General features: G+C 33.9%; 20 protein-coding genes. 4 read left to right on the top strand and 16 right to left on the bottom strand.

Features of this window, described 5'->3' with window-relative positions:
• Positions 1-51 precede the first annotated feature (51 nt).
• The 11 genes from WBQ70_RS02700 to WBQ70_RS02650 all read right to left on the bottom strand — a co-directional run bounded on the left by WBQ70_RS02700 (position 52) and on the right by WBQ70_RS02650 (position 12,006).
• Complete coding sequence (locus WBQ70_RS02700; protein WP_423910208.1) at positions 52-1,908, bottom strand: peptidase M61; 1,857 nt, start codon at positions 1,906-1,908, stop codon at positions 52-54.
• A gap of 98 nt (positions 1,909-2,006) precedes the next feature.
• Positions 2,007-2,285, bottom strand: a complete 279-nt coding sequence (locus tag WBQ70_RS02695; RefSeq protein ID WP_423910205.1) for a DUF2805 domain-containing protein — start codon at positions 2,283-2,285, stop codon at positions 2,007-2,009.
• Positions 2,286-2,456: 171 nt separating this feature from the next.
• A complete protein-coding gene (gene aqpZ / locus WBQ70_RS02690) occupies positions 2,457-3,164 on the bottom strand; it encodes an aquaporin Z (RefSeq protein ID WP_423910202.1) in 708 nt (235 codons plus the stop codon).
• Positions 3,165-3,241: 77 nt separating this feature from the next.
• The gene (locus WBQ70_RS02685; protein ID WP_423910199.1) at positions 3,242-4,144 is read right to left on the bottom strand and encodes an EamA family transporter; all 903 of its coding nucleotides are present in this window, start codon (positions 4,142-4,144) and stop codon (positions 3,242-3,244) included.
• Between the two features lie 63 nt (positions 4,145-4,207).
• Positions 4,208-5,374, bottom strand: a complete 1,167-nt coding sequence (locus WBQ70_RS02680; protein ID WP_423910197.1) for a DUF1501 domain-containing protein — start codon at positions 5,372-5,374, stop codon at positions 4,208-4,210.
• A 10-nt stretch (positions 5,375-5,384) separates the two neighbouring features.
• A complete protein-coding gene (locus WBQ70_RS02675) occupies positions 5,385-6,800 on the bottom strand; it encodes a DUF1800 domain-containing protein (RefSeq protein ID WP_423910194.1) in 1,416 nt (471 codons plus the stop codon).
• Positions 6,801-7,218: 418 nt separating this feature from the next.
• On the bottom strand, positions 7,219-7,776 hold the full coding sequence (locus WBQ70_RS02670; RefSeq protein ID WP_423910192.1) for a DJ-1/PfpI family protein: 558 nt from the start codon (positions 7,774-7,776) through the stop codon (positions 7,219-7,221).
• Between the two features lie 287 nt (positions 7,777-8,063).
• On the bottom strand, positions 8,064-8,612 hold the full coding sequence (locus tag WBQ70_RS02665; protein ID WP_423910189.1) for a chlorite dismutase family protein: 549 nt from the start codon (positions 8,610-8,612) through the stop codon (positions 8,064-8,066).
• 122 nt (positions 8,613-8,734) lie between these two features.
• Entirely contained in the window at positions 8,735-9,541 is an 807-nt protein-coding gene (locus tag WBQ70_RS02660; RefSeq protein ID WP_423910186.1) for an ABC transporter ATP-binding protein, read from the bottom strand.
• Positions 9,542-9,619: 78 nt separating this feature from the next.
• Positions 9,620-10,492 (bottom strand): nitrate ABC transporter permease, encoded by an 873-nt coding sequence (ntrB, locus tag WBQ70_RS02655; protein WP_423910183.1) that lies wholly within the window; start codon positions 10,490-10,492, stop codon positions 9,620-9,622.
• 248 nt (positions 10,493-10,740) lie between these two features.
• The gene (locus tag WBQ70_RS02650; RefSeq protein ID WP_423910180.1) at positions 10,741-12,006 is read right to left on the bottom strand and encodes a CmpA/NrtA family ABC transporter substrate-binding protein; all 1,266 of its coding nucleotides are present in this window, start codon (positions 12,004-12,006) and stop codon (positions 10,741-10,743) included.
• 669 nt (positions 12,007-12,675) lie between these two features.
• Between WBQ70_RS02650 and WBQ70_RS02645 the strand changes: the two genes are divergently transcribed.
• The 3 genes from WBQ70_RS02645 (at position 12,676) to WBQ70_RS02635 (ending at position 18,418) form a co-directional block, all read left to right on the top strand.
• Positions 12,676-16,191, top strand: a complete 3,516-nt coding sequence (locus WBQ70_RS02645; protein ID WP_423910177.1) for a molybdopterin-dependent oxidoreductase — start codon at positions 12,676-12,678, stop codon at positions 16,189-16,191.
• A 215-nt stretch (positions 16,192-16,406) separates the two neighbouring features.
• Positions 16,407-17,852, top strand: coding sequence for a rubredoxin (locus WBQ70_RS02640; RefSeq protein WP_423910175.1), 1,446 nt, complete (start codon positions 16,407-16,409; stop codon positions 17,850-17,852).
• A 17-nt stretch (positions 17,853-17,869) separates the two neighbouring features.
• The gene (locus WBQ70_RS02635; RefSeq protein ID WP_423910172.1) at positions 17,870-18,418 is read left to right on the top strand and encodes an acyl-CoA thioesterase; all 549 of its coding nucleotides are present in this window, start codon (positions 17,870-17,872) and stop codon (positions 18,416-18,418) included.
• 74 nt (positions 18,419-18,492) lie between these two features.
• Here the strand turns inward: WBQ70_RS02635 and argS are convergent, their stop codons facing one another.
• The 5 genes from argS to WBQ70_RS02610 form a co-directional block, all read right to left on the bottom strand.
• Positions 18,493-20,271 (bottom strand): arginine--tRNA ligase, encoded by a 1,779-nt coding sequence (gene argS, locus WBQ70_RS02630; RefSeq protein ID WP_423910169.1) that lies wholly within the window; start codon positions 20,269-20,271, stop codon positions 18,493-18,495.
• Positions 20,272-20,668: 397 nt separating this feature from the next.
• The gene (locus WBQ70_RS02625) at positions 20,669-21,676 is read right to left on the bottom strand and encodes a 3-oxoacyl-ACP synthase III family protein (RefSeq protein ID WP_423910166.1); all 1,008 of its coding nucleotides are present in this window, start codon (positions 21,674-21,676) and stop codon (positions 20,669-20,671) included.
• A 200-nt stretch (positions 21,677-21,876) separates the two neighbouring features.
• Entirely contained in the window at positions 21,877-22,821 is a 945-nt protein-coding gene (locus WBQ70_RS02620) for an ABC transporter ATP-binding protein (RefSeq protein WP_423910163.1), read from the bottom strand.
• 138 nt (positions 22,822-22,959) lie between these two features.
• Positions 22,960-23,652: an OmpA family protein gene (locus WBQ70_RS02615; RefSeq protein ID WP_423910161.1), complete on the bottom strand. Its 693-nt coding sequence runs from the start codon at positions 23,650-23,652 to the stop codon at positions 22,960-22,962.
• A 14-nt stretch (positions 23,653-23,666) separates the two neighbouring features.
• The gene (locus tag WBQ70_RS02610) at positions 23,667-24,143 is read right to left on the bottom strand and encodes a lipocalin family protein (protein ID WP_423910158.1); all 477 of its coding nucleotides are present in this window, start codon (positions 24,141-24,143) and stop codon (positions 23,667-23,669) included.
• Between the two features lie 182 nt (positions 24,144-24,325).
• On the opposite strand from WBQ70_RS02610, the gene htpG reads away from it, so the two are divergent.
• Positions 24,326-26,212, top strand: coding sequence for a molecular chaperone HtpG (gene htpG, locus WBQ70_RS02605; RefSeq protein ID WP_423910155.1), 1,887 nt, complete (start codon positions 24,326-24,328; stop codon positions 26,210-26,212).
• The last annotated feature ends 412 nt before the right edge of the window (positions 26,213-26,624 follow it).

Below are 26,624 nucleotides of genomic sequence, written 5' to 3'. Positions count from 1 at the left end.
TGTGCTCCATTTTGAAATAAAAATCAATTTTTTAAAAGGGAACAATATTTATTAACCTTTTAACCATGCGTTTTTAAGGTTTTCTTTTGTTATATCAGTTGCTTTGTAGGTCTCTATGTCTTCATAAGGGAGTTTTACTTTACCTTTGATAATTTGCTCTTTTCCTGATCGTTTAATTTTCAGTGTAATAGTGTCATTTTCTTTCCAGTTTTGACTTTCATTAAGCAGGTCATAAATATTGTCAAGGTTGTATGATATGGCGTTGATACTTATTATAATATCTTCTCCTTTAAGTCCTAGTTCAGTAAAGAATGCATTCAGTTCTATTTTTGGAAGTATAATAACTTCCTTTGTTTGAGGGATGATGTTGATATAAGGAGATTGTCCTTTTAAGAATATTGGAGCTGCTTTTTTTTCTGTTGATTGCAATACGCCTACTTTTGAAAGATAAGTATCGTATGAAATTGAAGTAGTTCCTGATACATACGTTTTTAAAAATTCACCAACTTCAGGATAAGTTAATTTGGTTATTTTATCAAAAAGCTCGTTGTCATTAAATGGTTTTGTGATGCCATATTCATGAGATAGTTTTTTCATTAAATCCAAAATGCCTCTTTCTCCATCACTTTTATCTCTAATAATGATATCGATACACATGCCTATTAAAGCTCCTTTTTCATATACATTCAGGTATTGTTCTTTATAAGGACTTTGAAGAACGTTAGCACTCATGGTTGTAAATGATATGGTATCATTTAGTGTTTTTGCATGTCCTACTTTCTCAGCTATTCGGCTGTAAAATTCTTCTTCGGTAATCAGTCCTTGGTTGATTTGGAAAAGATTAGCAAAATACTCTGTTACTCCCTCATACATCCATAGGTGTTGTGACATTTTGGGGTTATTGTAATCGAAGTATTGAATTTCTTTAGAGTGAATGGTTAAAGGTGTAACGATATGGAAGAATTCATGTGAGACCACATCTTTCATTTGTTCTGTTAATTCCTCAGTTGACATTGCTTCAGGAAACACTACCGTTGTAGATGTAGGGTGTTCTAAAGCTCCAAAACCACGTGCGTCATTTTTTTTAATATCAGATAAATATAATAAAACTGAATATTTTTTTGTTGTGTTTATGTTGCCTAAAAATTTCTTTTGGGCAGTCATGGTTGTTTTCATTCCAGAAGTGATGCTTTCGGCAGTTATTTTTCCCGTTGGAGAATATACACTAATTTGTATCTCCATTCCATCCACAGTAAAAGTCGTGAAATCAGGTTTAGAATACATAACTGGGTTTTCAACTAATTCAGCATATTTTGAGGTATAAAAAAGATCATTAGTGTTGCTAGGGTCTATGTCGGTCATCGAAGTGGCTCCCCATAAATTTGCTGGGTGTAATACTTGTACTTTGTAAGGGTTTTCCATGCTGTTATTGAAATATCCAACAAAACAATGCATATTCAATAAAATATTCTCATCAGCAATAATATTAGAACCTGTAGGTGAAAAGACATCATCACCACCAAAACCTGTACCTTTTTCTATGTCAAAAGTGTCATTTACCCAATAGGTAATTTTAGCAAGTGTTTTGGCGTTTTTTATAGACCATGAATTTTCGTCTATTTTGATAGTGGTTAATAGATTTCCTTTTTTATCGTAGGCTTTTAAGTCGTCAATAAATTGTCCAAAATTATCAATTGAATAGGTTCCAGGGACTATTTTAGGTAGGCTATAAATAATTTCATCAGTGCCGATTCTAGGAGGTGTTATTGTTACCATCACTTTGTCATCTTTGATGTCTTTCAAATTGATTTGGACTTGTATTTCTTCTTTTGAAGATTTACTTACAATTACAGATTTACAACTCCATAATAATGAAGTGGCTGTAAGAATAAAAAAAAAATTTTTCATTGTTGGTATCCTTTTAATGCTTATTATTTTTTGAATGATTAAGGTATATTAAAAAAAAGCACTCCTTATTTAGGAGTGCTTAATGTAAAATTGTTTTTTTAATCAAATTTATTTTTTATGTAATATTTTCCGTCCAAATCATCATCAAAATCATCAATTTTTTGAGGTTTTGGTTTTGGTTTGTTTGCTGCTGCTTTTTTCTTCCACATTTCGAATTTTTCAGCTGGCATCTTTTTTTTCATGATTTCTAAAACGTCCTTTTCAACTAGACCAAATTCTTTTTTGATTATTTCAAAAGGATTTTTTTCTTCTAGGGCAAGGGTTACAAGTTTTTCAGTTTCTTCCCAGCTTAGCTCTTTGCGGTTACTCTTTTTCATCACGTGAAAATTAATTCAAATTGGTTTTAATAATTAATATAAGTCATTTTAATTCTTTACCAATATTAATAAAAAATAGTATTAGTTGCTGTGAATTTCTAATTTTTTTTAAAAATATTTTTTGTTTAAATTAACGTGTTTTGTCGTTTTTGGCCTAGAATAGCTCGTTTTTTAAGCTTGTTGATAATCTTGTAAAAGGTTTTTGTATAAAAACCCACCAGTAACTGCACCTAAAATAGGAGCGATCCAAAATAACCACAGTTGTGATAAAGGTTCCCCTCCCACAAATAAAGCTTGTGAAAGCGAACGAGCTGGATTTACTGAAGTATTCGTTATAGGAATGCTAATTAAATGTATTAGAGTTAAAGCTAGTCCAATAGCAATTCCAGCAAATTTTCCATTAGAGAATTTATCAGTTGCTCCTAAAATAATTAATATAAAAAACAATGTTAGTATAAATTCAGTAATAAAAGCAGCTTGTAATGAATATCCATCAGGTGAAAAAGCACCATATCCATTAGAAGCGAAGGTGCCTGCTTTAGTGTTATCTATCGAAAATCCAGTTTTGCCAGAAGCAATTGTATACAAAGTAGCGGCAGCAGAAATAGCACCTACACATTGCGCAACAATGTATGGAATTAAATCTTTGGAGGAAAAACGTCCTCCAACCCATAAACCGAATGAAACGGCTGGATTAAAATGCCCTCCAGAAATAGATCCTACTGCATATGCCATAGTAAGAACGGTTAGACCGAAAGCAAATGCAACTCCCATAAATCCAATACCTAAATTGGGGATTCCAGCAGCAAAAAGTGCACTACCACAACCACCAAAAACCAACCAATAAGTTCCAAAAAATTCTGCGAAAAGTTTTTTCATAGTAATATCTTTTAGTTTGTAAAATGAATAAGTTGGTACAATATAGTAATTAAAAGTGAAATTTAACATTCCTACTCCTACTTTGTTTTTTTGGTTTTGAAGGTAATGTTCATGGCTATAATGGAAAAAAGAATTAATAAAACACCAAACCATTGTGTTAAACTAATAGTTTCGTTTAATAAAAAATAAGCCATCATTATGGAAATTGGTAATTCTAAAGCAGAAATAATGCTTCCTAACCCAATTCCTATAAGAGGAAATCCTGAATTCATTAATAAGGGAGGAAGTATCGTTCCAAAAAGGGATAATACTATACCCCATTTTAAGAAAACATCAAAATGGAAAGGAGTATTTTGGTTCAGTAAGCCAAAACTAAAAACAATTATAGCACCACCTATAAGCATGTACAAACTACGTTGTGATGTAGAAATGGTTGTAGCAATACTGTTTGCTGTAAACATTGTTGCAGTAAATGAAGCGGCAGCTAAGAAACCAAAAGCAATTCCAATCCAGTTGAGTTTTATTTCTTGGTTTATTAAGTTAGTGGCTAATAAGGTGCCAAGCAAAACTATGACTACTGAGGTTGTTTTTTGTGATGAAGGAATCTTTTTAGTCAGTACCATTTCGAGTAGAACGCCCATCCAAACCGTTTGCATGAGCAATACAATAGCAATGGAAACAGGGATGTATTTTACAGATAAATAATAAAAAATACTGGTAAATCCTATTGAAGTACCCGCTAGTACTAATTGAAAGATGTTTTGTTTTGTTGCTTTTGGATTTTTATTTTTAGTCCATTTTTTTTGAACCAAATTGATAATTAACATTACTAAAATTCCTAACACAAATTGTGATGTAGTAACTTCAGTAGTAGTATACCCTTCGTGATAAGCTAATTTAACAAAAGTTGCTAACACCCCATAACTAGTGGCGCCTAATCCAACTAAAAAAACTCCTTTAAATACACTTTTTTTAAACATTTTTTAGTTTTAAATACTGTGTAAAGATAGGAGTTTCGTTTTTTTATTCAGGTGAATTGAGTTTTAAAATAAACCGTTCAAAGGCTTGTTTTTGATACCGATTTTTGAGTAATTGAAATCTAATTTTTGTTGTAAAAGGGATGCATATACACTTCTAAAATCGATTTCGTATTTTAAATCTCCTTTGTCTAAATCAGTTAGGTTCGGGTTTGAACCAATGATTTTTCCTTTATTATTACCGCCAATGATAAACATGGGAGCCGCTTTACCATGATCTGTTCCGTTTTTGTTGTCATTTACCCTACGGCCAAATTCAGAGAAAACGACTACAGTTACATTTTGTAATAAATTAGATTTTTTAAGATCTTCATAAAAACTAAATAATGAATCATTCAATTCCGTTAGTTTGTTATTATGAATAGGTAATTGATTGTCATGAGTGTCAAATCCGCCTAAAGAAGTGTAATATACTTTAGAATTCAAATTCCCTTTGACTAAACGAGCAATCCATTCTAGATTTTTTCCTAGGCTAGTTTTAGGATAATTACTTTCAGCAGTAGAACGAGCCAAGGCTTTTTGGATTTCGTCAGAACCATCGACAACTGAATCAGCAATTTTTCGAACAAAATCCAAAGAGGGGTTTTTAGATAATACTACAGTTTCATCTTTGTTTTTTTTGATTTTAAATTTATCAGGATCTTTGACTGTAATTGAATTAGGTTCTTGTCCTTTTAATGATAAATTATCAATATTATCAAGGTTTATCCCAGCAATAGGATTGTGTTCTTTACATTGTAAGTCCAAATAACGACCAAGCCATCCATCATTTAAATATTGATCAGATGCCGAAGCTGTTTGCCAAATTTCTTGCGATCTAAAATGGGAACGATTGGGTTCAGGATAGCCTACATTTTGAATTACTGATAAATGTCCGTTTTGTAACATTTGAGCAAAACCTTTAAGTGCAGGATGAAAAGCCATTCCTTTATCAGCGCTTATAACATCCTCTTTAGACAAAGCAATTTTTGGTCGTAAAAAGTAATAATTTGGATCTTGATATGGAATAAATGTATTAAGTCCATCATTACCACCGTTAAGTTGTACAAATACTACAGATTGTTCTCCTATAACTAAATTTTGTTGTGTGCCAAAAGCATGTAAAAAATCAGGTAGAAGTAAAGAACCCCCGGTGAAAGTTCCTGTTAAGGTCAAAAAATTTCTTCTATTCATGATACTTGGTTTAAATTAATTGAAATTCAGGGAGTTTTATCATATTGGTGAATAGTCTTAAAACAGCTTGATCAGCATTTTTGGCATTTTCATCAAAATCATATTTTAATATAGATTCAAAATCTTTTTGGCTGGTTTCATCCACCTGAAAAAGCAGTCTATTAGATAATTGTGCAATGATTTGTTTGTTGTCTCCTTTATTCCAGTCCAAATGTACTGGAGTTTGTTTCATTTTAGTATCATCCATTTTATTGCTATCCATCTTTGTACCATCCATTTTGGATGGGTCATTTAGGTTTTTTTGATTTAAAACTTTACCAGATGTAAGAACGTACAAAAGGTTGTTTCGTTGTAAATACATTTGAGAAGAAAGCCAAGATTTTCCGCCATCCCATCCTTTTACATTGGGCTGATTGAATAGATCCATGTTTTGTTGTCGAATAAAATTAGCGAGATAATTATTGTTTTTAATATCAATGTTTAATTCTGAGATCAATTGCAAACTATATTCTAATGGGTTTTTAATCTTAGAACCAGCTGTGTTTTTATCGAATTCTTCTGTAAAAATCTTAATTAATAAAGGTTTGATTTCAAAGTTAACCGATCTGAAATAATCTCCGTAATGGGTTACTAGTTTTTCGTTAGGAGAATCATAGATGAACCATTTTAATATTTTACGAGTTATAAAATAAGGAATGTTTTTTTGTTCAAAAATAATGTCGATCATTTGGTCGATTTTAAAAACACCCTTTTTACCAAAGTAAACAATAGGATCATTGTCTTCATCTTTTTTATGATAAGTTGCTTTGTCCTCACCTATGCCGAGACCAGCTAATCCTTTTGCACCATTTTGGATATCCTCTTCAGTATAATTACCAATTCCTATGGTAAAAAGTTCTAATAATTCCCGACTTAAATTTTCGTTTATTTTTCCTTTTTTGTTTTCATTATTATCTAAATAACGAATTACAGCATTGGATTGAACGATTTGCTTTGTCAGCTCTTTAAAATTGCCAAAAGCATGTTCTCGTAGGATTTGGTTGTGTTGAAAAACCCAATAATTCACTTTTATTTTTTGATAAGTCGCTACATAATGATTGTGCCAAAAGCAAACCATTTTTTCTTTTAAAGGGAATTCATCGTTCAACATTTTATCAATCCACCATGATTTCATATCGAGGTTTATATCATTGCTCTCTTTTAGTAGTTTTCTCTTTCCCTCTACATCAGACTCTTTCGCCTTTTGACGCATTTCTTTTAAATCGGCATAGGTTTTAGGACTACTCTCCAAAAAGGCAGGGATATTTTTGTCAAACGGGACTTGTAATGATTGCTCTAAGAATTTTTCAATTCCTAAATTTTCAATCGCTGAAGCCTGATTGTTAGAAAAACCTAATCGGAGTGACCATAGTGAATTACGATTCATAATTGTTTAGATTTTTTGGGTTAGTATTGATGTTTTTATTTTGAAAATGAAGATTTTGTTAATTGGTTGTAATATAGGATGCTAATTTATGGTAAAGGTTTAATTGGAGTGGTTTTTTTTATGATTCTACTCAAATGTATTTGTAAAGCTTGGACTGTAATGCTTTTTTCTAAAAGGGAAAATCTAAAGGGAAAAGTAATTCGAAGAATCTTAATTCAAAAAAAGGAAAGAATTGATAACTAATATTAGTATAAAAAAGCTGAGGAACAGATTTTAGATTCCAAAAATCACATATATAAAATGAAGGCGAGAAGGGAATTGAAATTTTATTAAAAATGAAGTTTGTAAATAAAAATACAGAGGCAGAAATAATGTTGCTATTTCAAACAAAGTTCAATAAAGGGGGGGAGTGTTTTATTTACCCGTTATAATCCATTAGTTTTCTAATCTCCTCTTTTGCATTTTGTCCGGCCCATTTTTTGCATAAATACAATCCAAGGTCAATTGATGAACTTACCGCTCCTGCTGTTATGATGTTTTGATCTTCTACAATTCTGTCTTCCAAAACTTGTTTACAATAAGGTTTTAGAGTTTCGTATTCTTGATAGTTAGTTGTTGCCTTTTTATCTTTTAAAAATCCACAAGCTCCTAGAATTAAACTACCCGTGCAAATGGAGATTTTATATTTTGCATTTTCGGAAGTTTTTATCCAGTTTATAAAATCTTTGTCAAATGATAATTGTCTTGTTCCTAAACCACCTGGAATGATTATGGCATCATAATCAGTCATAGTTTCACGAATTTTTGTGGGTTTAATTTCAAGTCCAAAGTTGTCTGAAACAGTATTGGTGAATGAACAAATATCCCATGTTAAATGGGGTAAATAATTTAAGGATTTTAGTCGGCTAATAGGATCGTAAATGCCAATGAAGTCAAGCCAAGTTATTCCATCAAAAATTATATATGCAATTTTCATTTGTTGTTTAGTATTTTTTATGTTACATAAAAAGTTTCTGGGACAACGTTTTTTGGTGGTTTTGTACCAAAATACTTTTTAGCTAAAGTATTAAAAAATACTTTACAGATGAATTCATTATAAAAAGGGACGGTAATCGTACCTTGATTTTCGCATGAGGGATTGAAGCTAGCTACCGAAGTAGCGCGTAAAGCCCGACACCACTAAACAAAGGGGCTTTGTATGTGTATGCTGAAGTTAGCCCCTTTATTTAGTGGTGGCATGCCCCAATTATTTTTCAGGAAATGTTATTCTTTTTTTAATCGAATATCAATTTCGCGATCTACATATTTCCATTCTTCGGAATTGCGCAAGTGTTTGAGGAGTTCGTTGAAGGCGGGTTCATCCTCTGGAGCATATTCAAACCAAGTCAGAAAATCAAAGGGTTCATTAATGTCTCTAGAGTGAAATAACTTGCGGGCTATGGCGGGTAAATAGAGCATTCCTACGTGGGTGTGTTGCGACTGATTTTCCATTATTTTTCGGCGTTCGTCTTGGGCTAGATTCCACCAAGCATCGTTTTTACGAATAGGAATTAAGGCGGCATAAGTTGCTTTTTGTCTTCCTAAATCTTCTTGTATTGAGACGAGTTTTTCTTTTTCGGTTTTTTCGGTATAGTGTAAATGACTGGTGATTCCTTTTAGTGACCAAATACCTTGAAAGCATTGAAGGATTGTGCTTGCTATTTTGTCAACATGGGTCACTTTTGCCAATGAATCCCCTTTGATGGTGGTCATTTTGATTACTTTCCATTCGCCTGTTTTTCCACCTACGAAATCAAAAATGGTGTTTGTCATGATTAAATAATTAAAAAGTTAATTAGTTAATCAGCTAGTAAATAGTGGTTAACTGTAAATATACTAAAAAAATCCCTATCGTACTACTCGATAGGGACTAGGAACAAACAAAACAAATTAAACTAGTTTTTATAAGTCATCCCCATATCTTCGATTGAGAAATGATCAGTTAATAAATGCAATAGTTTATCTCTTAATTGAATATATTCGGGCATTTTTACGATTTCGATTTTGTTACGAGGTCTTGGCAGATGGACGTTAACAATTTCTTTGATAGTGGATGCTGGGCCGTTATTTAATACAATGATTTTGTCGGACAAGAATAAGGCTTCCTCAATGTCGTGAGTAATCATAATAATGGTTTTTTCGCGGTTGTCAAGATTCCATAGTTTTAAGACTTCGAGTTGCATGGTGCCTTTGGTCAACGCATCTAAGGCTCCAAAAGGTTCGTCCATTAGCAAAACACCTGGGTTGATGGCAAAGGCACGGGCAATGGCAACTCTTTGTTTCATTCCTCCAGAGAGCTGGCCAGGTAATTTGTCTTTGTGTTCAAATAAATTGACCATTTTGAGGTTCTTCTCTACGAGGGAATGTTTCTCTGCAGTGGAGGTTTTCATCACTGAATCGACTACTTGAAAAATATTTTGATAAACGGTTAGCCAAGGTAAAAGTGAGTAGTTTTGAAAAACGATTCCTCTATCTGGTCCAGGTCCTTGAATATTTTTGTTGTCTAAAACTACTGAGCCTTCAGTAGGAGTTAACATACCTGCAATCGCATTGAGAATAGTTGATTTTCCGCAGCCTGAATGACCAATGATGGAGATGATTTCGCCTTTATTGATGGATAAGTTAATGTCTCTTACGGCGATGTATTTTCCTTTTGGTGTTGGAAATGAAATTTCCAAATCTTTTATTTCTAAGTAACTCATGATGTTTGATTTTAGGATTTTACTGTTTGTTGATTTTTGAAGCTTAGTGTCTTAGCCTCTCAAATTCTCACAATCTTTTTATGCTTTATACGCAACTTTGTTTTCAATATAAGTGAATAATTTGTCAAAAAGCAATCCGACAACACCAATGATGATGATCGCTGAGATTACTTTCTCAAGACTCAATGCATTCCAACTATCCCACACAAAAAATCCAATTCCTGCACCACCTGATAGCATTTCACCAGCTACAATGACTAACCAAGCTACACTAATACTCAAACGTAGACCTGTTATGATGTGTGGTAAACTGTATGGAATTAATATCTTAGTTAAATACCTTTTGGTAGAAAACCCAAATGCTTTGGCTACATTTTTGTGATCTTGTGGCAATGATGCTACTCCAAAAGAAGTATTGATTAAGGTTGACCATAACGAAGTGATAAACACAATAAAAATAGTTGCTAATCCCGTATCCTTAAATACTACCAACCCAATAGGAAACCAAGCTAAAGGTGATACGGGTTTTAAAAGCTGAACAATAGGATAAAATATTTGTTTGCAAATGGTACTGGCTCCCATTAATATTCCAATAGGAATTGCAATCAGTGAACCTAAGAAGAATCCTAGTAATACCGTTTTAATCGAATTAAATAATTGCAATCCAATACCTTTGTCATTAGGGCCGTAATCATAAAAAGGGTCGCTAATCATTTCGTATAAAACCGTTAAGGTTGGGATGGGGCCTGGCAAAGCATCCTTAGTAGTATAGCTTAGTAATTCCCATAATCCTCCCACTACGACCAAGCCGATAGAGGCAAAAAATAGTGATTTTGATTTTTCAATAATCGCAGGATTGATTTTGAACTTTTCTTTGTTTTGAGGAGTAGTAATTGATTTCGAATTGATTCCTCCAATATTTCCTAATGTTAATGTATCTCTATCTGACATAATTCCTTCAGTTTTAGTTTACTCTTTATTGTGTAGTGTTTTGTATGCTTGTTTTTTTTTGTAAAACACATAGGAACATAGTTTTTTATCATGTTTAAAAGTGCTTTGCTTGTCATAATGACAACAGAGTATCATTTTTGATTAAAGAATGTTATGCTTGTATTACCATGCTTTTTCTATCCTAAGCAAAGCGACTTAATCGCAAAGAGTAGTTTATGATCCTATGTGTTAAAAAAATGTATTTAGATTTATCTTTTTACAACTTTTAAATAAGCTGCTGGATTTGCAGGATCAAAAACAGTCTTATCTATAGTCAATGAGAAAGGTTTCATATCATCCGCAGGGATTTTTATTTTCATACTTGCAGCGACTTCTTTGTATAAATCTTGCAGAATTAATTTATCAGCAATTGCTTTGTAATTAGGGGCCTCTTTTAAATATCCAAATCGAACAAATTGTGCCATAGCCCAAATTCCATATGATTTACGAGGAAAGTTGATCATTCCGCCTTTATGGAAAACCATTTGATCTCCTTTGTATATTTTTTGTCCTAGTTTACAACCTAAGTTGTATTCTCCATTCAAACGATCTTCAATAACATCATTGTTAGCATTTACATAAGGGGCTCTACCAATAACTTCAGATGTTTTTTTACGATTAGCAGGAACATCTAGCCAAATACACGCTTCCATAATGGCTTTCATGACTTTTTTAAGATCTTCTTTGCGTTTTACACTAAAATCTTTATTTACAACCAACGCTTTTTCAGGATGATCTTTCCAAATGTCTTGTGTGGCAATTTGGGTAAAACCAACACCTTGTTGTACAGCAACTCCACCCCATGGTTCCCCTACACAAAATCCATCCATGTTTCCAACTTTCATATTAGCTACCATTTGTGGGGGTGGAATGGTAATGATTTTAGATGTTTTTTGGCTCACTCCTGCTATTGCTAACCAGTTGCGTAACCATAAATCGTGTGTTCCACCTGGAAAAGTCATTGCAAATGTCACTTCTTTTTCTGCTTTCAATTTGGCAGCCACTACTGGTGCAACTTTGGTCATATCCTTGAAACCTACTTTTCCACAAAAATCATTAGATAGTGAAATGGCTTGTCCGTTTGCGTTCAACATCATGGCAATTTTCATTTCTGATCCTGCTTTTCCTCCTACCCCCGTATAGACTGAGAATGGCATAGAGAACAGGCAGTGTGCACCGTCTAATTCTCCTGTTAGGATTTTGTCACGAACATTTGCCCAAGAGGATTCTTTGGTCACAATAACTTCAACCCCATATTTTTTAAATAAGCCTAGCTCTTTTGCCATAACAATAGGAGAACAATCTGTCAATGGGATAAAACCTAGTTTTATAGGTTCGCTTTGAGCATTGGAACTCAATGCAAAAAGAGTGACTACTGTTGTTAAAGCAACTTTAGAAAGTTGTTTTGTTGTTTTTGAAAAAATATCTTTTCCCAAACCTTGATGGAAAAATGATTTTGTTTTAGTGAATTCCATAGTAATTTTATTAGTATTTGTATGAAGCAAATCTACATAAGTATTTATACGTATATATTACTTAAAAAACAATATAAAATCCCTTTTTAATACTTTAAAAAACACTCAAAAAATAACAAAAAACACGACAAAACGCAAGGAAAACAAAAAAAGCCCTGTATTTACAAGTGCTCTTAAAAATTAAAAACAAACTAAAATCAAGTAAGTATCTAAAAAGAGATAAATAAAAAAATATTATATATATGAAAAACTCAAAAATATGTAATACCATTAATAATAATTAAACGTCTCTATTTTGATTCTTGTTTTTTTTGATTTGAACGAATCTATAACAAGATAACAATCATGCAGTAGTAAAGATTCATTTGAGATAAAGAGCTTATGGATGTTTCGTTATATATTGTTTATCGTTTTCATCATAATGGAAAATATTATTTTTGATTTGTTACAAACAAAACTATTTTATGTTATTGCAATTATTGTAAATTGCTAATTCTTCTTTCATATAGCATATAATTTAAATAATAACAATATTATTGGGTTGTAAATTCTTTTTTCGCCAAAAGTGGCAAAAAAAGGAAGTTAAATACGTATTTATACGTAAATATACGTATTTTTACACTTTCAAAATAGAGACACTAAGCTTCATTATTAATAAAGCCTTTCAAAATGCAAAATTCAGAAATAAAAACAACTTGTTCCTATTGTGGTGTAGGATGTGGAATAATTGTAACCAATGATTCTAAAAATGGAGTGAGCGTAAAAGGAGACAAAGATCATCCTGTAAATAGAGGAATGCTTTGTTCAAAAGGAATGAATTTGCATTATGTAGTCAATGATACTTCAGACCGAATTTTATATCCAGAAATGAGATGGAGTAAATCACATCCCAAAGAACGTGTAAGTTGGGATGATGCATTGGATCGTGCGGCTGCTGTCTTTTCTTCTATTATCAAAAAACATGGGCCTGATAGTGTTGGTTTTTATATCTCAGGACAATGTTTGACAGAAGAATATTATTTGGCTAACAAATTGGTAAAAGGTTTTTTGAAGACCAATAATATAGATACCAACTCGAGACTCTGTATGAGCTCCGCGGTAGTTGGGTACAAAAAAACTTTTGGTGAGGACTCTGTGCCTATTGCTTATGATGATATTGAATTAGCAGATACTTTCTTGATTACTGGTGCCAATCCAGCTTGGTGTCACCCGATTCTTTTTAGGAGAATTGAGCAACACAAAGAAAAAAATCCAAAAACAAAAATAATTGTTGTAGATCCGAGAAAAACCGATACGGCTTTAGCAGCCGATTTACATTTGCAAATTCTTCCAGGTTCGGATATTTATTTGTACCATGCAATTGCTAAATGTTTAATCGAAAAAGGATATACCGATAGTGATTTTATTAAAAATCATACTGAAAATTATAAATCGTACAAAGAATTAGTAATCGCAATGCCGCTGGAAAAAGCTTCTCAAAGTTGTGGGATTTCTATAAGTGACATCAAACTTGCTGCTGAACTAATCGCAAAATCTGAAGGCTTTCTTTCCTTGTGGGCAATGGGGTTGAACCAAAGTGCTGTTGGAGTGGATAAAAACACGGCTTTATTAAATCTTTCTTTGTTGACGGGACATGTAGGAAAACCTGGTTCTGGTCCTTTTTCTCTAACAGGTCAACCCAATGCGATGGGCGGACGTGAAGTAGGAGGGATGGCAAACTTGTTAGCGGTTCACAAAGAGCTAGCCAATCCTATACACCGTCAAGAAGTAGCGGATTTTTGGGGAGTGGACGAAATCTCTGAAAAACCAGGATTGACAGCAACTGAAATGTTTGATGCTTTAGAATCTGGAAAGATGAAAGCGGTTTGGATTATTTGTACCAATCCTCTAGTAAGTTTGCCTGATGTTCGCCGTGTAGAGAAAGCATTGGAAAACGCTAAATTCGTTGTTGTTCAAGATATTTCACATAAATCGGATACTACAAAATATGCTGATTTATTGTTGCCAGCAGCAGGCTGGTTGGAAAAAGAAGGGACGATGACTAATTCTGAAAGACGTATTTCATATTTACCAAAAGGAATCAATCCTCCAGGTGAAGCGCTTTCGGATGTTGAAATTTTGACTCGTTTTGCTCAAAAAATGAACTTTACCGGTTTTAATTACAATTCAAACGAAGAAATTTATAAAGAATACTGTGCTTTAACCAAAAATACAAAAATCGATATTTCGTTTCTAAATTATACGCGTTTAAAAAATGAAGGAACTTTTCAATGGCCTGTTCCTGATTATGGACATCCTGGAACTCCCCGTTTGTTTACCGATAAAAAGTTTTATACGCCTTCGCAAAAGGCTATTTTCAATTTGCCCACTTCTGTCGAAAACACCTCAGAGCAACCTACGGATAAGTATCCATTTATCCTGACTACAGGACGTATCAGAGACCAATGGCATACGATGACTAAGACTGGAAAAGTAGCGCGATTGATGTCGCATATTCCTAGTCCATTGCTTGAAATCAACGTTATCGATGCGTACAAATCAAGAATTGAGGATGGTGATATTGTCGTAGTGAATAGTAAAAATGGTGATGTTCGTGTAAAAGCAAAAGTGTCTGATACTATTAAAGAAGGTGTGGTTTTCTTACCAATGCATTGGGGAAAACAATTGAATAAGGACTTGAATAGAGCCAACAACTTAACCAATACTGTTGTTGACCCCATTTCTAAAGAACCTGATTTTAAATTCACAACTGTTTCAGTTACCAAATACAAAAAGCCTTTTGAAAAAATTGCTGTAGTGGGTGCAGGTGCGGCGGCTTTTAGATTTATCCAAAACTATAGAGAAATCAATCAAGACGACGAAATCATCGTTTTCTCTAACGAAGAAAATCCTTTTTACAACCGTGTTTTATTACCAGAATATGTGACTAATGAACTTTCATGGGAAAGTTTACAAAAGATAAAAGCCGATGCATTGAAAAAGCTGAACATCACCATGAAAGCGAATGTGTCTATTGATAACATCAATTCAAAAAACAATCTTATTACAGATAGCAACGGAGTTGTTTATAATTTTGACTCATTGATTATTGCTACGGGAAGTCGTCCTTTTGTTCCCGAAAATGCACAATTGCATTTGCCAGGTCGTTTTACGATGCGTAAAAAAGAAGATGCCGATCGTTTAAAAAATTACCTAGACAATACCCAACTCCCTGCTGAGGAACAACATGTAGTAATTGTAGGAGGTGGATTGTTAGGGCTTGAATTAGCGGCAGCCTTAAAGCATAAAAATGTTAAAATCACTATTATACAACGTGCTTCTCGATTGATGGAACGTCAATTGGATCGTATTTCTTGTAAATTATTAGCAGAAGAAGTGCAGTTGAGAGACATTCAAATTTATTTTGATAATGAGGTGAGTACCGTTTTTGAAACAGACAATCCTAACGAAATCGAAATTGGATTGAAAAGTGGTAGAATCCTGACTGCCAATGCCATTGTTTACGCTATTGGAACCATTCCGAATATCGAAATAGCCAAAGAAGCAGGTCTTGCTTGTGGGCGTGGGGTAAAAGTAAACCAGTATTTGCAAACTTCCCAGCCTAATATTTTTGCTATAGGTGAAATTGCAGAATACAATAATCAGTTATTTGGAATCACTTCTGCCGCTGAAGAACAAGCGGATGTTTTGGCAAACTTTATGGCTGGTGATATTAGTAGCTATTACAACGGTTCTGTTTTAATGAATATATTAAAACTCGAAGATATTAATCTTTGTAGTATTGGAAAAATTGATATTCCTGAGAATGATGATTCGTATGAAGAAATTGTTTTCTCCGATTTGAAAAAGAGGTACTATAAAAAATGTGTGGTCAAAGACGATTTATTAGTTGGAGCCATATTGATGGGAGATAAAAATGAATTTGCCGAATTCAAAACCATGATTGAAAGCAAAATCGAATTGTCTGATAAACGAAATTTATTACTCAGAGGAAGTGGTTCACAATCGAAACCAGTAGTTGGAAAATTAGTGTGCTCATGTAGTCAAGTAGGAAGCGGAAACATCGAAGAAGCCATCAAAGCGGGAACAACCAATTTTACAGAATTATGTAAATCAACTGGAGCTGGTCTGGGTTGCGGTAGTTGTAAAACGGAAGTGAAGGAATTATTAGCCAAGTGTAATTGAGTCCTTAGTAGTTAGTCCAGAGTCCATAGTAATTAGTGCGTAGTCCTTACTAATTAGTAGAAAGAACAAAATATTAGTATTCTAAAAAGCTAAACTAAAGATCTGATAAAAACTAAAGACAAATAAACTAAGAACGAACCACTGGTACTAAAAAACTAAGGCCTAAGAACCAGGAACTAATAATTAGTTACAAGGTACTAAAAAAAAATAAAAACATGGAATTAACACGATTGACAGTAAAAGGAGGTGTTTTATCTCCGGGGGAATTAAGAGATATTGTGAATATGGCTATGGATCAAGGATTAGAAACTATTTCTTTTGGTTCACGTCAAGATATTATTTTTCCAGAAGGATTTCAATATGTAGATAAAGAAAAAACAGGAAAATATCATTTTGTTTTTCCTAATGAAACTAGTGGAAATAACATTGTTTCCTCTTATGTTTCTACGGATGTTTTCAGGAATACCCCTTGGCTTACGGGGAATAAATTTTTGTATGTATTGGAACAATTCAAAGAAAATCCAGAACTTAAAGTTAATATCACAGATCCAAAACAACAATTAGTCCCTTTGTTTACTGGGCATATTAATTTTATCGCTTCAGAGCATGAGGATTATTGGTATTTATACATTCGTTTACCAAAATGGGAACGTATGGAAGTTTATCCAGTATTGATTTATAGTTGGGATATTGCTACCATTTACTACGAAATTGAAAAAGTAGTGCGTGAAGAATCTTGTGGAATTGATATGATTTTTAGTTTGGTAAGTGATGCTTTGGATACCAATAATAGAACGATTGATAAACCTCTAAATATCCCTTTTTATCCTTTTCCGTATTATGAAGGTATGAATCGTCTAGGTATTGATCAATACTGGTTAGGATTGTATTGGAGAAATAACTTATACGATTTGAAATTCTTGAAAGAGATGTGTGACCTTTGTTTTGAATGTAAAATAGGTAAGATATGCATCACTCCTTGGAAATCATTTATTGTTAAAGGGATCCCTAAAGACAAAAAATTAGAGTGGGAGAAGTTCTTAGGGAACAATGGTATCAATGTGCGTCATTCGTTATTGGAATTAAACTGGCATTTACCTGTGGCTACTGAATGGGCTTTAAATCTAAAAACATTCTTAGTAAGAACCTTAGATCAATTTGATATTAGTACTTATGGATTGACTTTTGGAATTTCAGATTACAACCGTGATGGGCATTATTTTACATCCATTGTTGTAGAGAAAAATCAGTTGCCAAAGGATTTAGAGTCTATTAAAATTAGAGATACTTATAATGTATTGCATGCTAAGAATTTTGATCCAAACAGTCGGGAATATATAGTGCATGCTCAAGATGTGGATAAATTAGAATTGCCAAACATTTTAATTGAATTGAGTCGAAAGTATTTCAGCCAATTAGGAAATGTTATTGCTGAAAATAATACAACGAATGCGGTTGTTAAAAAAGAAAATACAGTTCATGATGTGTATCAATGTGAGGAATGTTTAACGATATATAATTCAGAATACGGAGATTTAGTTCAAGGAATAGAAAAAGGAACATTATTTAAAAACTTGCCAGTAGATTATTGCTGTTCTCTTTGCGAAGCACCAAAAAATAATTTCTTAGCTTTGACCGCAGAAATTCAAAAATTACAATAACTATTTAGTATAATTACATGGATACGAATTTAAAAAAAGTAAGCTCATCACATATTACGATTTCCGAATTGATGCTTCCTTCACATACCAATTTTAGTGGAAAAATTCACGGGGGTTATATTCTGTCTTTAATGGATCAAATTGCCTTTGCTTGTGCTTCAAAATTTTCAGGAAACTATTGTGTAACTGCTTCAGTTGATACGGTTAATTTCTTGAAACCTATTGAGGTTGGTGAATTGGTAACGATGAAAGCCAGCGTTAATTATGTAGGAAGAAGTTCTATGATTGTGGGTATTCGAGTAGATGCTGAGAACATACAGACAGGAGCGGTAAAACACTGTAATTCTTCTTATTTTACGATGGTTTCTAAAGATAAGGAAGGGAATAATTCACCAGTTCCAGGGTTAATCTTGACGACACTCAAAGAAGTAAGTCGTTTTCAACACGGTTTGCGTCAAATTGAAATGAAGCGTCTAAGAGAAGAACAAAAAAATATTGCCACTTTTGGTTCGATTGATACCATTTTAAATTCTAAAAAATACAATATTAAGGTTGAATTGCAGTAAAATAAAAATTGCTTGAAAATAAAAAATCCTGTTCGAAAGAACAGGATTTTCTATTTTATTAACGATATCTATTTCTACATTCTCTCCGGAACATTAATTCCTAACAGACTAAAGGCGTCAGCGATGGTATCAGCGACTCTTTTGGATAGTTGGACTCTGAATATTTTATTATTCAATTCGGCTTCGCCAAGGATAGGCACCGCTTGGTAAAACGAGTTGTATTCACGAACTAGGTCGTAAGTGAAATTTGCAATCAAAGCGGGGCTATGATTTTGAGCTGCATTTTGAATCACTTCTGGAAACAACTCTAATTGTTTGATTAATTCTTTTTCTTTTTCGTGTAGTTCGACTATTTGTGTCTCATTTGAAAAGTCAAAATTAGCTTTGCGAATAATCGACTGAATACGAGCATAGGTATATTGAATGAAAGGTCCAGTGTTTCCAGCAAAATCAACCGATTCCTCAGGGTTGAAAAGGATTCTTTTTTTAGGATCTACTTTCAAAATGTAATATTTCAAGGCTCCTAAACCGATGGTTTTGTATAGTTTGGCTTTTTCTTCAGCAGAATAGCCTTCAAGTTTTCCTAAATCTTCGGCAATTTTTTGAGCGGTATCCGTCATTTCCTGCATCAAATCATCAGCATCAACTACAGTTCCTTCACGAGATTTCATTTTTCCGGATGGTAAATCAACCATTCCATACGAAAGGTGAAACAAATGCGCTGCCCAGTCAAAACCTAGTTTTTTCAAGATTAGAAACAATACTTTGAAGTGGTAGTCTTGTTCGTTACCCACGGTATAAACGATTCCGCCAACGTCGGTCATGTCCTTCACACGCTGAATCGCGGTACCAATATCTTGGGTCATATAAACCGCTGTCCCATCAGAACGCAACACGATTTTACGGTCTAGACCTTCGGCAGTTAAGTCAATCCAAACAGATCCATCAGGATCTTTTTCGAAAATTCCTTTTTCTAATCCCATCTGCACAACATCTTTCCCTAATAAGTACGTATTGCTTTCGTAGTAATAACTATCAAAATCAACGCCCATAGTGGCATAAGTCGCAGCAAAACCGTTATAGACCCATTGGTTCATGGTTTTCCAAAGGGCGATTACTTCATTGTCACCCGCTTCCCATTTCAAAAGCATTTGTTGTGCTTCTAGAATGATTGGAGCTTGTTTTTTAGCTTCTTCTTCGGTTTTCCCTTCTGCCATTAATTGATTAATTTCCTCTTTGTATGCTTTATCAAAAGCTACATAAAAATTCCCTACCAATTTATCTCCTTTTAATCCCGAAGTTTCTGGAGTTTGACCTTCTCCAAATTTTTGCCAAGCCAACATCGACTTACAAATGTGGATTCCACGGTCGTTGATGATTTGGGTTTTATATACTTTTTTACCCGAAGCTTTGATAATCTCCGCTACCGAATATCCTAATAAGTTGTTACGAACGTGTCCTAAATGCAGTGGTTTATTGGTATTTGGCGAAGAATATTCGACCATTACCGCTTTATCTGTTGCAGTTGGCGTTACAAAACCGTATTTTTCTACTGATCTGATTTGGTTAAAGAAATCCAAATAATATGCATCTGAAATGACGATATTCAAAAATCCTGAAACCACATTAAATTTGGCTACAGCCGCCACATTATCGACCAAATAGTTTCCTATTTTGTTCCCTAATTCTACTGGATTACTTTTTACTAATTTCAATAATGGGAAAATTACCATCGTAATATCGCCTTCAAACTCTTTACGAGTGGCCTGAAACTCCACTTTTTCAATAGTAACTTCAAATAAATCTTGAACCGCTTTCTGAATCGAAGGCGTAAGAATTTCGGATAATGTCATTTTTTGCTTTTTTAATGGGTGCAAATATACGGATAATGGAGCAATTGGAAAAAAGGTTAAGAGTTATTTGTTAAGGGTTATGAGGTTGCAAAAAAGTTAACGGTTATTTGATATAAGTTAAGTGTTGTTTTATGGTAATTTTAAACTTTTATTTTTTTTGGAGCAGAATATTTGGGCATTTTTAGGAGAGATTGTTCCTGCTGTCCGCTATATCCCCAATTAAGTAATACTACGGCTAAAAAGTCTTGTTTTTCTAAATCGGGGGATACCACTTCTATCAGGGCTAGGGAGAAAGACAAGTTTTTTTGTTGTTTTTTAGTCCTGAAAATTCTTTAACAAACTTCCCCCCCACAACCTATAACTTCTAACCCCTAACATATAACTTCCTAAAAAAAACCTACCATTTAATAATCGCACTCGCCCAAGTAAACCCACTACCAAAGGCAGCCAAAATCACCGTGTCGCCTTCTTTTATTTTTCCTAACTCCCAAGCTTCGGTCAAAGCAATGGGAATAGAGGCAGCTGTTGTATTTCCGTATTTTTGTACATTGTTATGCACTTGGTCGTCTGATAATCCAAATTTCTTTTGAATGTATTGTGAAATTCTCAAATTGGCTTGATGCGGAATCAACATATCAATATCTGAAACGGTCAAATTATTAGCATGCAATCCTTCATTGATAACTTCACTAAAACGAGCTACAGCATGTTTAAACACAAATTGTCCGTTCATATAAGGGTAGTAACTTTCGTCATTAGGATCATTATCTTCGAGGATATCGCTAACCCAACGTCCGCCCATTCCTGGTGCTTTCAATATCAATTCTTCGGCATGAATGCCTTCTGAATGTAGGTGTGTAGATAGGATTCCTTTAGTTAAATCTTCTTCTCTACTTAAAACAGCGGCTCCCGCACCATCTCCAAAAATCACTGAAACACCACGACCGCGATCCGTCATGTCTAAACCTGTCGAATGCACTTCTGAACCAATGACCAAGATGTTTTTATACATTCCTGTTTTGATGTATTGGTCGGCAACTGATAAAGCATACACAAAACCCGAGCATTGGTTGCGAACATCCAGAGCTCCTACAGTGCGCAATCCTAAATCACGTTGTACTGCAACTCCTGGCCCTGGAAAATAATAGTCAGGACTTAAAGTGGCAAAAACCACAAAATCAATATTTTCATTGGCAATGCCAGAACGCTCAATTGCAATCTTTGCTGCTTTTACTCCCATGGAAGTAGTGGTGTCTTCGCCTTTGATAATATGGCGTCGTTCTTGAATCCCAGTGCGTTCTTGAATCCATTCGTCATTAGTATCCATAACTTTTGACAAATCATCATTGGTCACCACATTGGAAGGAACATAAAAACCTAAACCTGATATTTTGGAATGAAACATAGTTTTAAGAATAAAAATTAGCAACTCACAAATTACCACTTTTTATGCAATAAAAAACTTAAATTTTATTTTTTAGAAAAGAGATTTAAAAATTCACAAATTCTCGATGCTATTATCTAAAAAAAAAATAGCAACACAGATTACAGAAATTGGAGAAACCTGTAAAAAAATCTTTGCTCCTTAGCGTCGTAGCGGTAAAATTAAGCTATCATCAATCGAACTTCTTCATTTAAAGGCAAAGCGGTTTCGTGTTCGAAAAAGACCACTTTTCGATTAAAAACCGCTTTGATTAAATAATAACTTCCTTTGAAATATGATTGTTTTACGACTACTTGCATCAAACCGTTTTCAACAACTTTGAGTTGGTGCGGATATAATAATACTTGCTCATCAATACCGTCTACCACAACTATATCCGATAATTGTAATTCATTGACTTCGCCAAAAAGGGAAGCTACATATTTGTTAATTGGATTCTCATATAGACTTTGGGAATCCCCCATATCTATAATTTCACCTTTGTGTAAAACAATGGTTTCGTCAGCAAAGGATAGGGCATCCGTGCTGTCGTGTGTGGCCACCATACAGGTTACGCCTTTGGCTTTTAGATAAGCAAATAAATTACGGCGAAGTGCATTTTTTCTAAAATTATCAATGTGGCTAAAAGGTTCGTCGAGTAATAATATTTCGGGTTCCAAGGCTAGCGCTCTTGCTAAGGCTACACGTTGTTGTTGACCACCGCTTAAATATTGGGCTTTTACATCAGCGTAATCCATCATTTCGACAATTTCTAGTAGCTCTTGAATTCTAGCTTCTTTTTGATCTTTATGAATGTTTGAAAGAAACTTGCCTACGTTTTCTGCCACAGTAATATATGGCATTAAGTCAAAATCTTGTGATAAGTATTTTATAAAAGGCATTCCGGGTACCAAATGCGCTTTGGGTCCTAAAATTTCATTTTCATTCCAAAAAATAGTTCCTTCCTCTAGATCATACAAACCATAAATGACTTTTAATAAAGTGCTTTTACCACAACCACTTTCGCCTATGATTGCTATATTTTGTCCTTTTTTTATATTGAAATGGATATTTCTTAGAACCAGTTTGTCAATGTAAGCGAAGGATATATTTTGAACTTGAAGCATTTTAGAAGTAGATTTTTTAGTGTGCAAAGATAGATTTCTTCTGTAAAATTGATGTTAAAAATATTTTCAATTTATAAAAAAAACCGCTTCATCTTAAACGACGAAGCGGTCTTATTATTTTAAGAATTAAGAACTAATTTAGTTCCCTTCTTTTTGAGCATCTTGTACCATTTTTTCATTTGCAGTAATAGCAAATTCTACACGACGGTTTTTACTTCTACCATCAGGAGTAGTGTTGTCAGCAATTGGATCAGCAATTCCCATTCCCGTAACATTAAAACGAGAAGAAGCTATTCCTTTTGAGGCTAAATAACTTTTAACAGCAGCAGCTCTTTCTCCTGATAATTTCAAGTTGTATTCCGCAGCACCTGTATTGTCAGTGTATCCGAAAATAGTAATATTAGTATCTGGATATTCATTAAAAACAGGAACTAGTTTGTCTAAGTTTGCTTTTGCTGCAGCGGTCAAACTCGATTTGTTTGTGTCAAAACGCACTGCATTTTCATTCAAAACTAATTTAATTCCTTCTCCAACTCTTTCTACTTCAGCTCCTGGTAAAGCTTGGTCAATTTGACGCGCTTGTTTATCCATTTTGTTACCGATAACTCCACCGGCAACTCCACCTACAGCACCACCAATAACAGCACCCAAAGCACCATTACCACCTTTGCCAAGGTTGTTTCCCAAAACGCCACCTAGTACAGCACCAGCAAGAACACCTATTCCAGCACCTCTTTGAGTGTTGTTTGTGTTTTTAACAGCTTCACAACTTGTGAATAATGATCCCATTGTCATCATCAATGCCAATACAATTACAGTAATATTTTTCATCTTATTTTATTTAATTAGTTAGTTTTTTGAAATTGGTATACAACATCTGTCATTTTTCCGCCTACATTGATTTTGTCAATTAATTGAAACGATGACTCTGATTGATTAGCAATAGTTAAAACGTATCCGTCTCTTACTTTTTTAGCTTTTTCTCCAGCTGATAAAACTTTCAATACAAATTGACCGTCTTTATTAACATACCACGTAATAGGTGAACTAAATGCAGAGCAATTTGCGTTCGTTAAATCCATTGTTCCTTTGTTGTTGTTGGAAACAAATTTCCAAGCACTTCCTTCAAAACATTTTGAATCTGCTAATTGAAAAGAATTCACTTTGATGTATTCAGAACCGGGATAACTTACGGAACTAATTACCCAATTCCCTTTCATAGCAACTTCTGATTTTGTGTCCAATTTTGTATTTGTAACTGTACTTGTTTTGCAAGCAAACATCATTAATGACATGGCTCCAATTAAAATAAATTTTTTCATATTAGCTATCGCTTTATAGTTAAACTCAGACAAAGATACAATCCTATTTAGATAAAATTGTTTCATATTTTATTTTTTTTATTCTAATATTCACATTACCGCCAATTTGTCACCCAATACAGAATTGGTATTTTATTTGAATGAATAGAAACAATTGTAAAACCCAATAAAATTTTAAACATATGTCAACAGGAAAAATTAATGTTTCAGTAGAAAACATTTTCCCTCTTATCAAGAAGTTCCTATATAGTGATCACGAGATTTTTTTGCGTGAATTAATTTCGAATGGGACTGATGCAACTACAAAATTAAAACATCTTATCAGTATTGGTGAAACTGACGTAGAATATGGTAGTCCTATTATTGAAGTAAAAATCGATAAAGAAGGAAAGAAACTCCATATTATTGATCAAGGTCTAGGGATGACAAGTGATGAGGTTGAAAAATACATCAACCAATTGGCATTTTCAGGAGCCGAAGAATTCTTAGAAAAATATAAAGACACTGCTAAAGATTCCGGAATCATTGGGCATTTTGGTCTTGGTTTTTACTCGGCTTTTATGGTGGCTTCCAAAGTGGAGATTATCACAAAATCATACAAAGACGAACCAGCAGCACATTGGATTTGCGATGGTAGTCCGGAATTTTCTTTGGAACCAGCAGACAAAACGTCGCGTGGTACAGAAATCATCTTGCACATTGCCGAAGATTCATTAGAATTTTTGGAAGAGTTCAAAATCAGTGAACTTTTGAATAAATACAATAAGTTCATGCCTATTCCAATTAAATTTGGAACCAAGACTGAAACATTACCAAAACCAGAAGATGCTCCAGAAGATTACGTTGCTGAAACGATCGAGGTAGACAACATCATCAACAATCCTAATCCAGCTTGGACAAAAGCACCAGCGGACTTAACCGAAGAAGATTACAAAGGTTTTTACCGTGAAGTGTACCCAATGCAGTTCGAAGAACCATTGTTCAACATTCACTTAAATGTAGATTACCCATTTAACTTGACGGGTATTTTGTATTTCCCACGTTTAGGAACGGACATGCAAATCCAAAAAGACAAAATTCAATTGTACCAAAACCAAGTGTACGTTACAGATAACGTAGAAGGAATTGTACCTGAATTCTTGACGATGCTTAAAGGGGTTATTGACTCTCCAGACATTCCATTGAACGTTTCTCGTTCTAGCTTACAAGCAGATGGTGCGGTAAAGAAAATTTCGAACTACATCACTCGTAAAGTAGCCGATAAATTGAAGTCATTGTTTACAGAAAACCGTGCAGATTTTGAAGCAAAATGGAATGACATCAAAATCGTTCTAGAATACGGAATGCTATCTGAAGATAAATTTTACGAAAAAGCAGGTTCTTTCTTCTTGTACCCAACGGTAGACAACAAGTTTTTCACTCTTGAAGAATTAAAAGAAGCCATCAAGGAAAAACAAACCGACAAAGACGGAAAAACAGTGGTGCTTTACGCAGGTAACAAAGAAGCGCAACACTCGTATATTGAAACGGCTAAAGAAAAAGGATACGAAGTATTGCTTTTAGACTCGCCAATTATCTCTCACTTGATTCAAAAAATTGAAGGAGACAATGCAGGAGTAACTTTTGTACGTGTGGATTCTGATCATATTGATAACCTAATCAAGAAAGACGAAACGGCTATCTCTAAATTGTCTGAAGACGAGCAAAACAACTTGAAAACAGTAGTAGAAACCATTGTTCCAAAACAAAAATACACCGTGCAATTGCAAGCACTTGACAGTCAATCAGCGCCATTCATCATCACGCAACCAGAATTCATGCGTCGTATGAAAGAAATGAGTCAATCAGGTGGTGGCGGAATGTTCGGAATGGGCAACATGCCAGAAATGTATAATTTAGTGGTAAACACCAACTCTGAATTGGCAACAAACATCTTGAATAATACAGACAAAAACACTCAAGAAAGTTTGGTAAAACAAGCACTAGACTTGGCTAAATTGTCACAAAACTTATTAAAAGGCGAAGACCTAACCGCGTTTGTAAAACGTAGTTTCGAATTGATTAAATAAGAATCAAGTAAACTGAATTAAGTATGAAGACCTGCTAGTGCAAACTGGCAGGTTTTTTTGTTTAGGAGCAATACGTGTTAGTTTCTATTAACTAATCCTCCCGCTATTCGTTGCAATCTCTTGTATTTGCTACCGCCATAAAAGAGGATTTTCACTGCTATCGGGGCTAGAAATCATGTTTATTTCACTTAATTACGGTTTGCCGTACTACTACATCTAAAAAAAGATTTATTTTTGAAAAAACACCAAATACAAAACTAAGTTAATTCTTAATTTTAACTATATTTGAGAAATGAATATACGCTACGCAATAGCGTAAAACAAGCTTAAATGGGTTGGATTGCCGCAACGGAGTTGCGTATATTTATGAGTTATGTGCTAGTTAACCTCAAGATTCTGCAAAAACAAATAT

Source organism: Flavobacterium sp. (genome assembly GCF_049590715.1).
Lineage (GTDB): Bacteria > Bacteroidota > Bacteroidia > Flavobacteriales > Flavobacteriaceae > Flavobacterium.
This window is presented reverse-complemented; position numbering and strand designations above follow the sequence as displayed.

Coding starts and splice junctions, on each gene's coding strand:
- WBQ70_RS02700 (WP_423910208.1), bottom strand. CDS start 1,908: ATGAAAAATTTTTTTTTTATTCTTACAGCCACTTCATTATTATGGAGT.
- WBQ70_RS02695 (WP_423910205.1), bottom strand. CDS start 2,285: ATGAAAAAGAGTAACCGCAAAGAGCTAAGCTGGGAAGAAACTGAAAAA.
- aqpZ (WP_423910202.1), bottom strand. CDS start 3,164: ATGAAAAAACTTTTCGCAGAATTTTTTGGAACTTATTGGTTGGTTTTT.
- WBQ70_RS02685 (WP_423910199.1), bottom strand. CDS start 4,144: ATGTTTAAAAAAAGTGTATTTAAAGGAGTTTTTTTAGTTGGATTAGGC.
- WBQ70_RS02680 (WP_423910197.1), bottom strand. CDS start 5,374: ATGAATAGAAGAAATTTTTTGACCTTAACAGGAACTTTCACCGGGGGT.
- WBQ70_RS02675 (WP_423910194.1), bottom strand. CDS start 6,800: ATGAATCGTAATTCACTATGGTCACTCCGATTAGGTTTTTCTAACAAT.
- WBQ70_RS02670 (WP_423910192.1), bottom strand. CDS start 7,776: ATGAAAATTGCATATATAATTTTTGATGGAATAACTTGGCTTGACTTC.
- WBQ70_RS02665 (WP_423910189.1), bottom strand. CDS start 8,612: ATGACAAACACCATTTTTGATTTCGTAGGTGGAAAAACAGGCGAATGG.
- WBQ70_RS02660 (WP_423910186.1), bottom strand. CDS start 9,541: ATGAGTTACTTAGAAATAAAAGATTTGGAAATTTCATTTCCAACACCA.
- ntrB (WP_423910183.1), bottom strand. CDS start 10,492: ATGTCAGATAGAGATACATTAACATTAGGAAATATTGGAGGAATCAAT.
- WBQ70_RS02650 (WP_423910180.1), bottom strand. CDS start 12,006: ATGGAATTCACTAAAACAAAATCATTTTTCCATCAAGGTTTGGGAAAA.
- WBQ70_RS02645 (WP_423910177.1), top strand. CDS start 12,676: ATGCAAAATTCAGAAATAAAAACAACTTGTTCCTATTGTGGTGTAGGA.
- WBQ70_RS02640 (WP_423910175.1), top strand. CDS start 16,407: ATGGAATTAACACGATTGACAGTAAAAGGAGGTGTTTTATCTCCGGGG.
- WBQ70_RS02635 (WP_423910172.1), top strand. CDS start 17,870: ATGGATACGAATTTAAAAAAAGTAAGCTCATCACATATTACGATTTCC.
- argS (WP_423910169.1), bottom strand. CDS start 20,271: ATGACATTATCCGAAATTCTTACGCCTTCGATTCAGAAAGCGGTTCAA.
- WBQ70_RS02625 (WP_423910166.1), bottom strand. CDS start 21,676: ATGTTTCATTCCAAAATATCAGGTTTAGGTTTTTATGTTCCTTCCAAT.
- WBQ70_RS02620 (WP_423910163.1), bottom strand. CDS start 22,821: ATGCTTCAAGTTCAAAATATATCCTTCGCTTACATTGACAAACTGGTT.
- WBQ70_RS02615 (WP_423910161.1), bottom strand. CDS start 23,652: ATGAAAAATATTACTGTAATTGTATTGGCATTGATGATGACAATGGGA.
- WBQ70_RS02610 (WP_423910158.1), bottom strand. CDS start 24,143: ATGAAAAAATTTATTTTAATTGGAGCCATGTCATTAATGATGTTTGCT.
- htpG (WP_423910155.1), top strand. CDS start 24,326: ATGTCAACAGGAAAAATTAATGTTTCAGTAGAAAACATTTTCCCTCTT.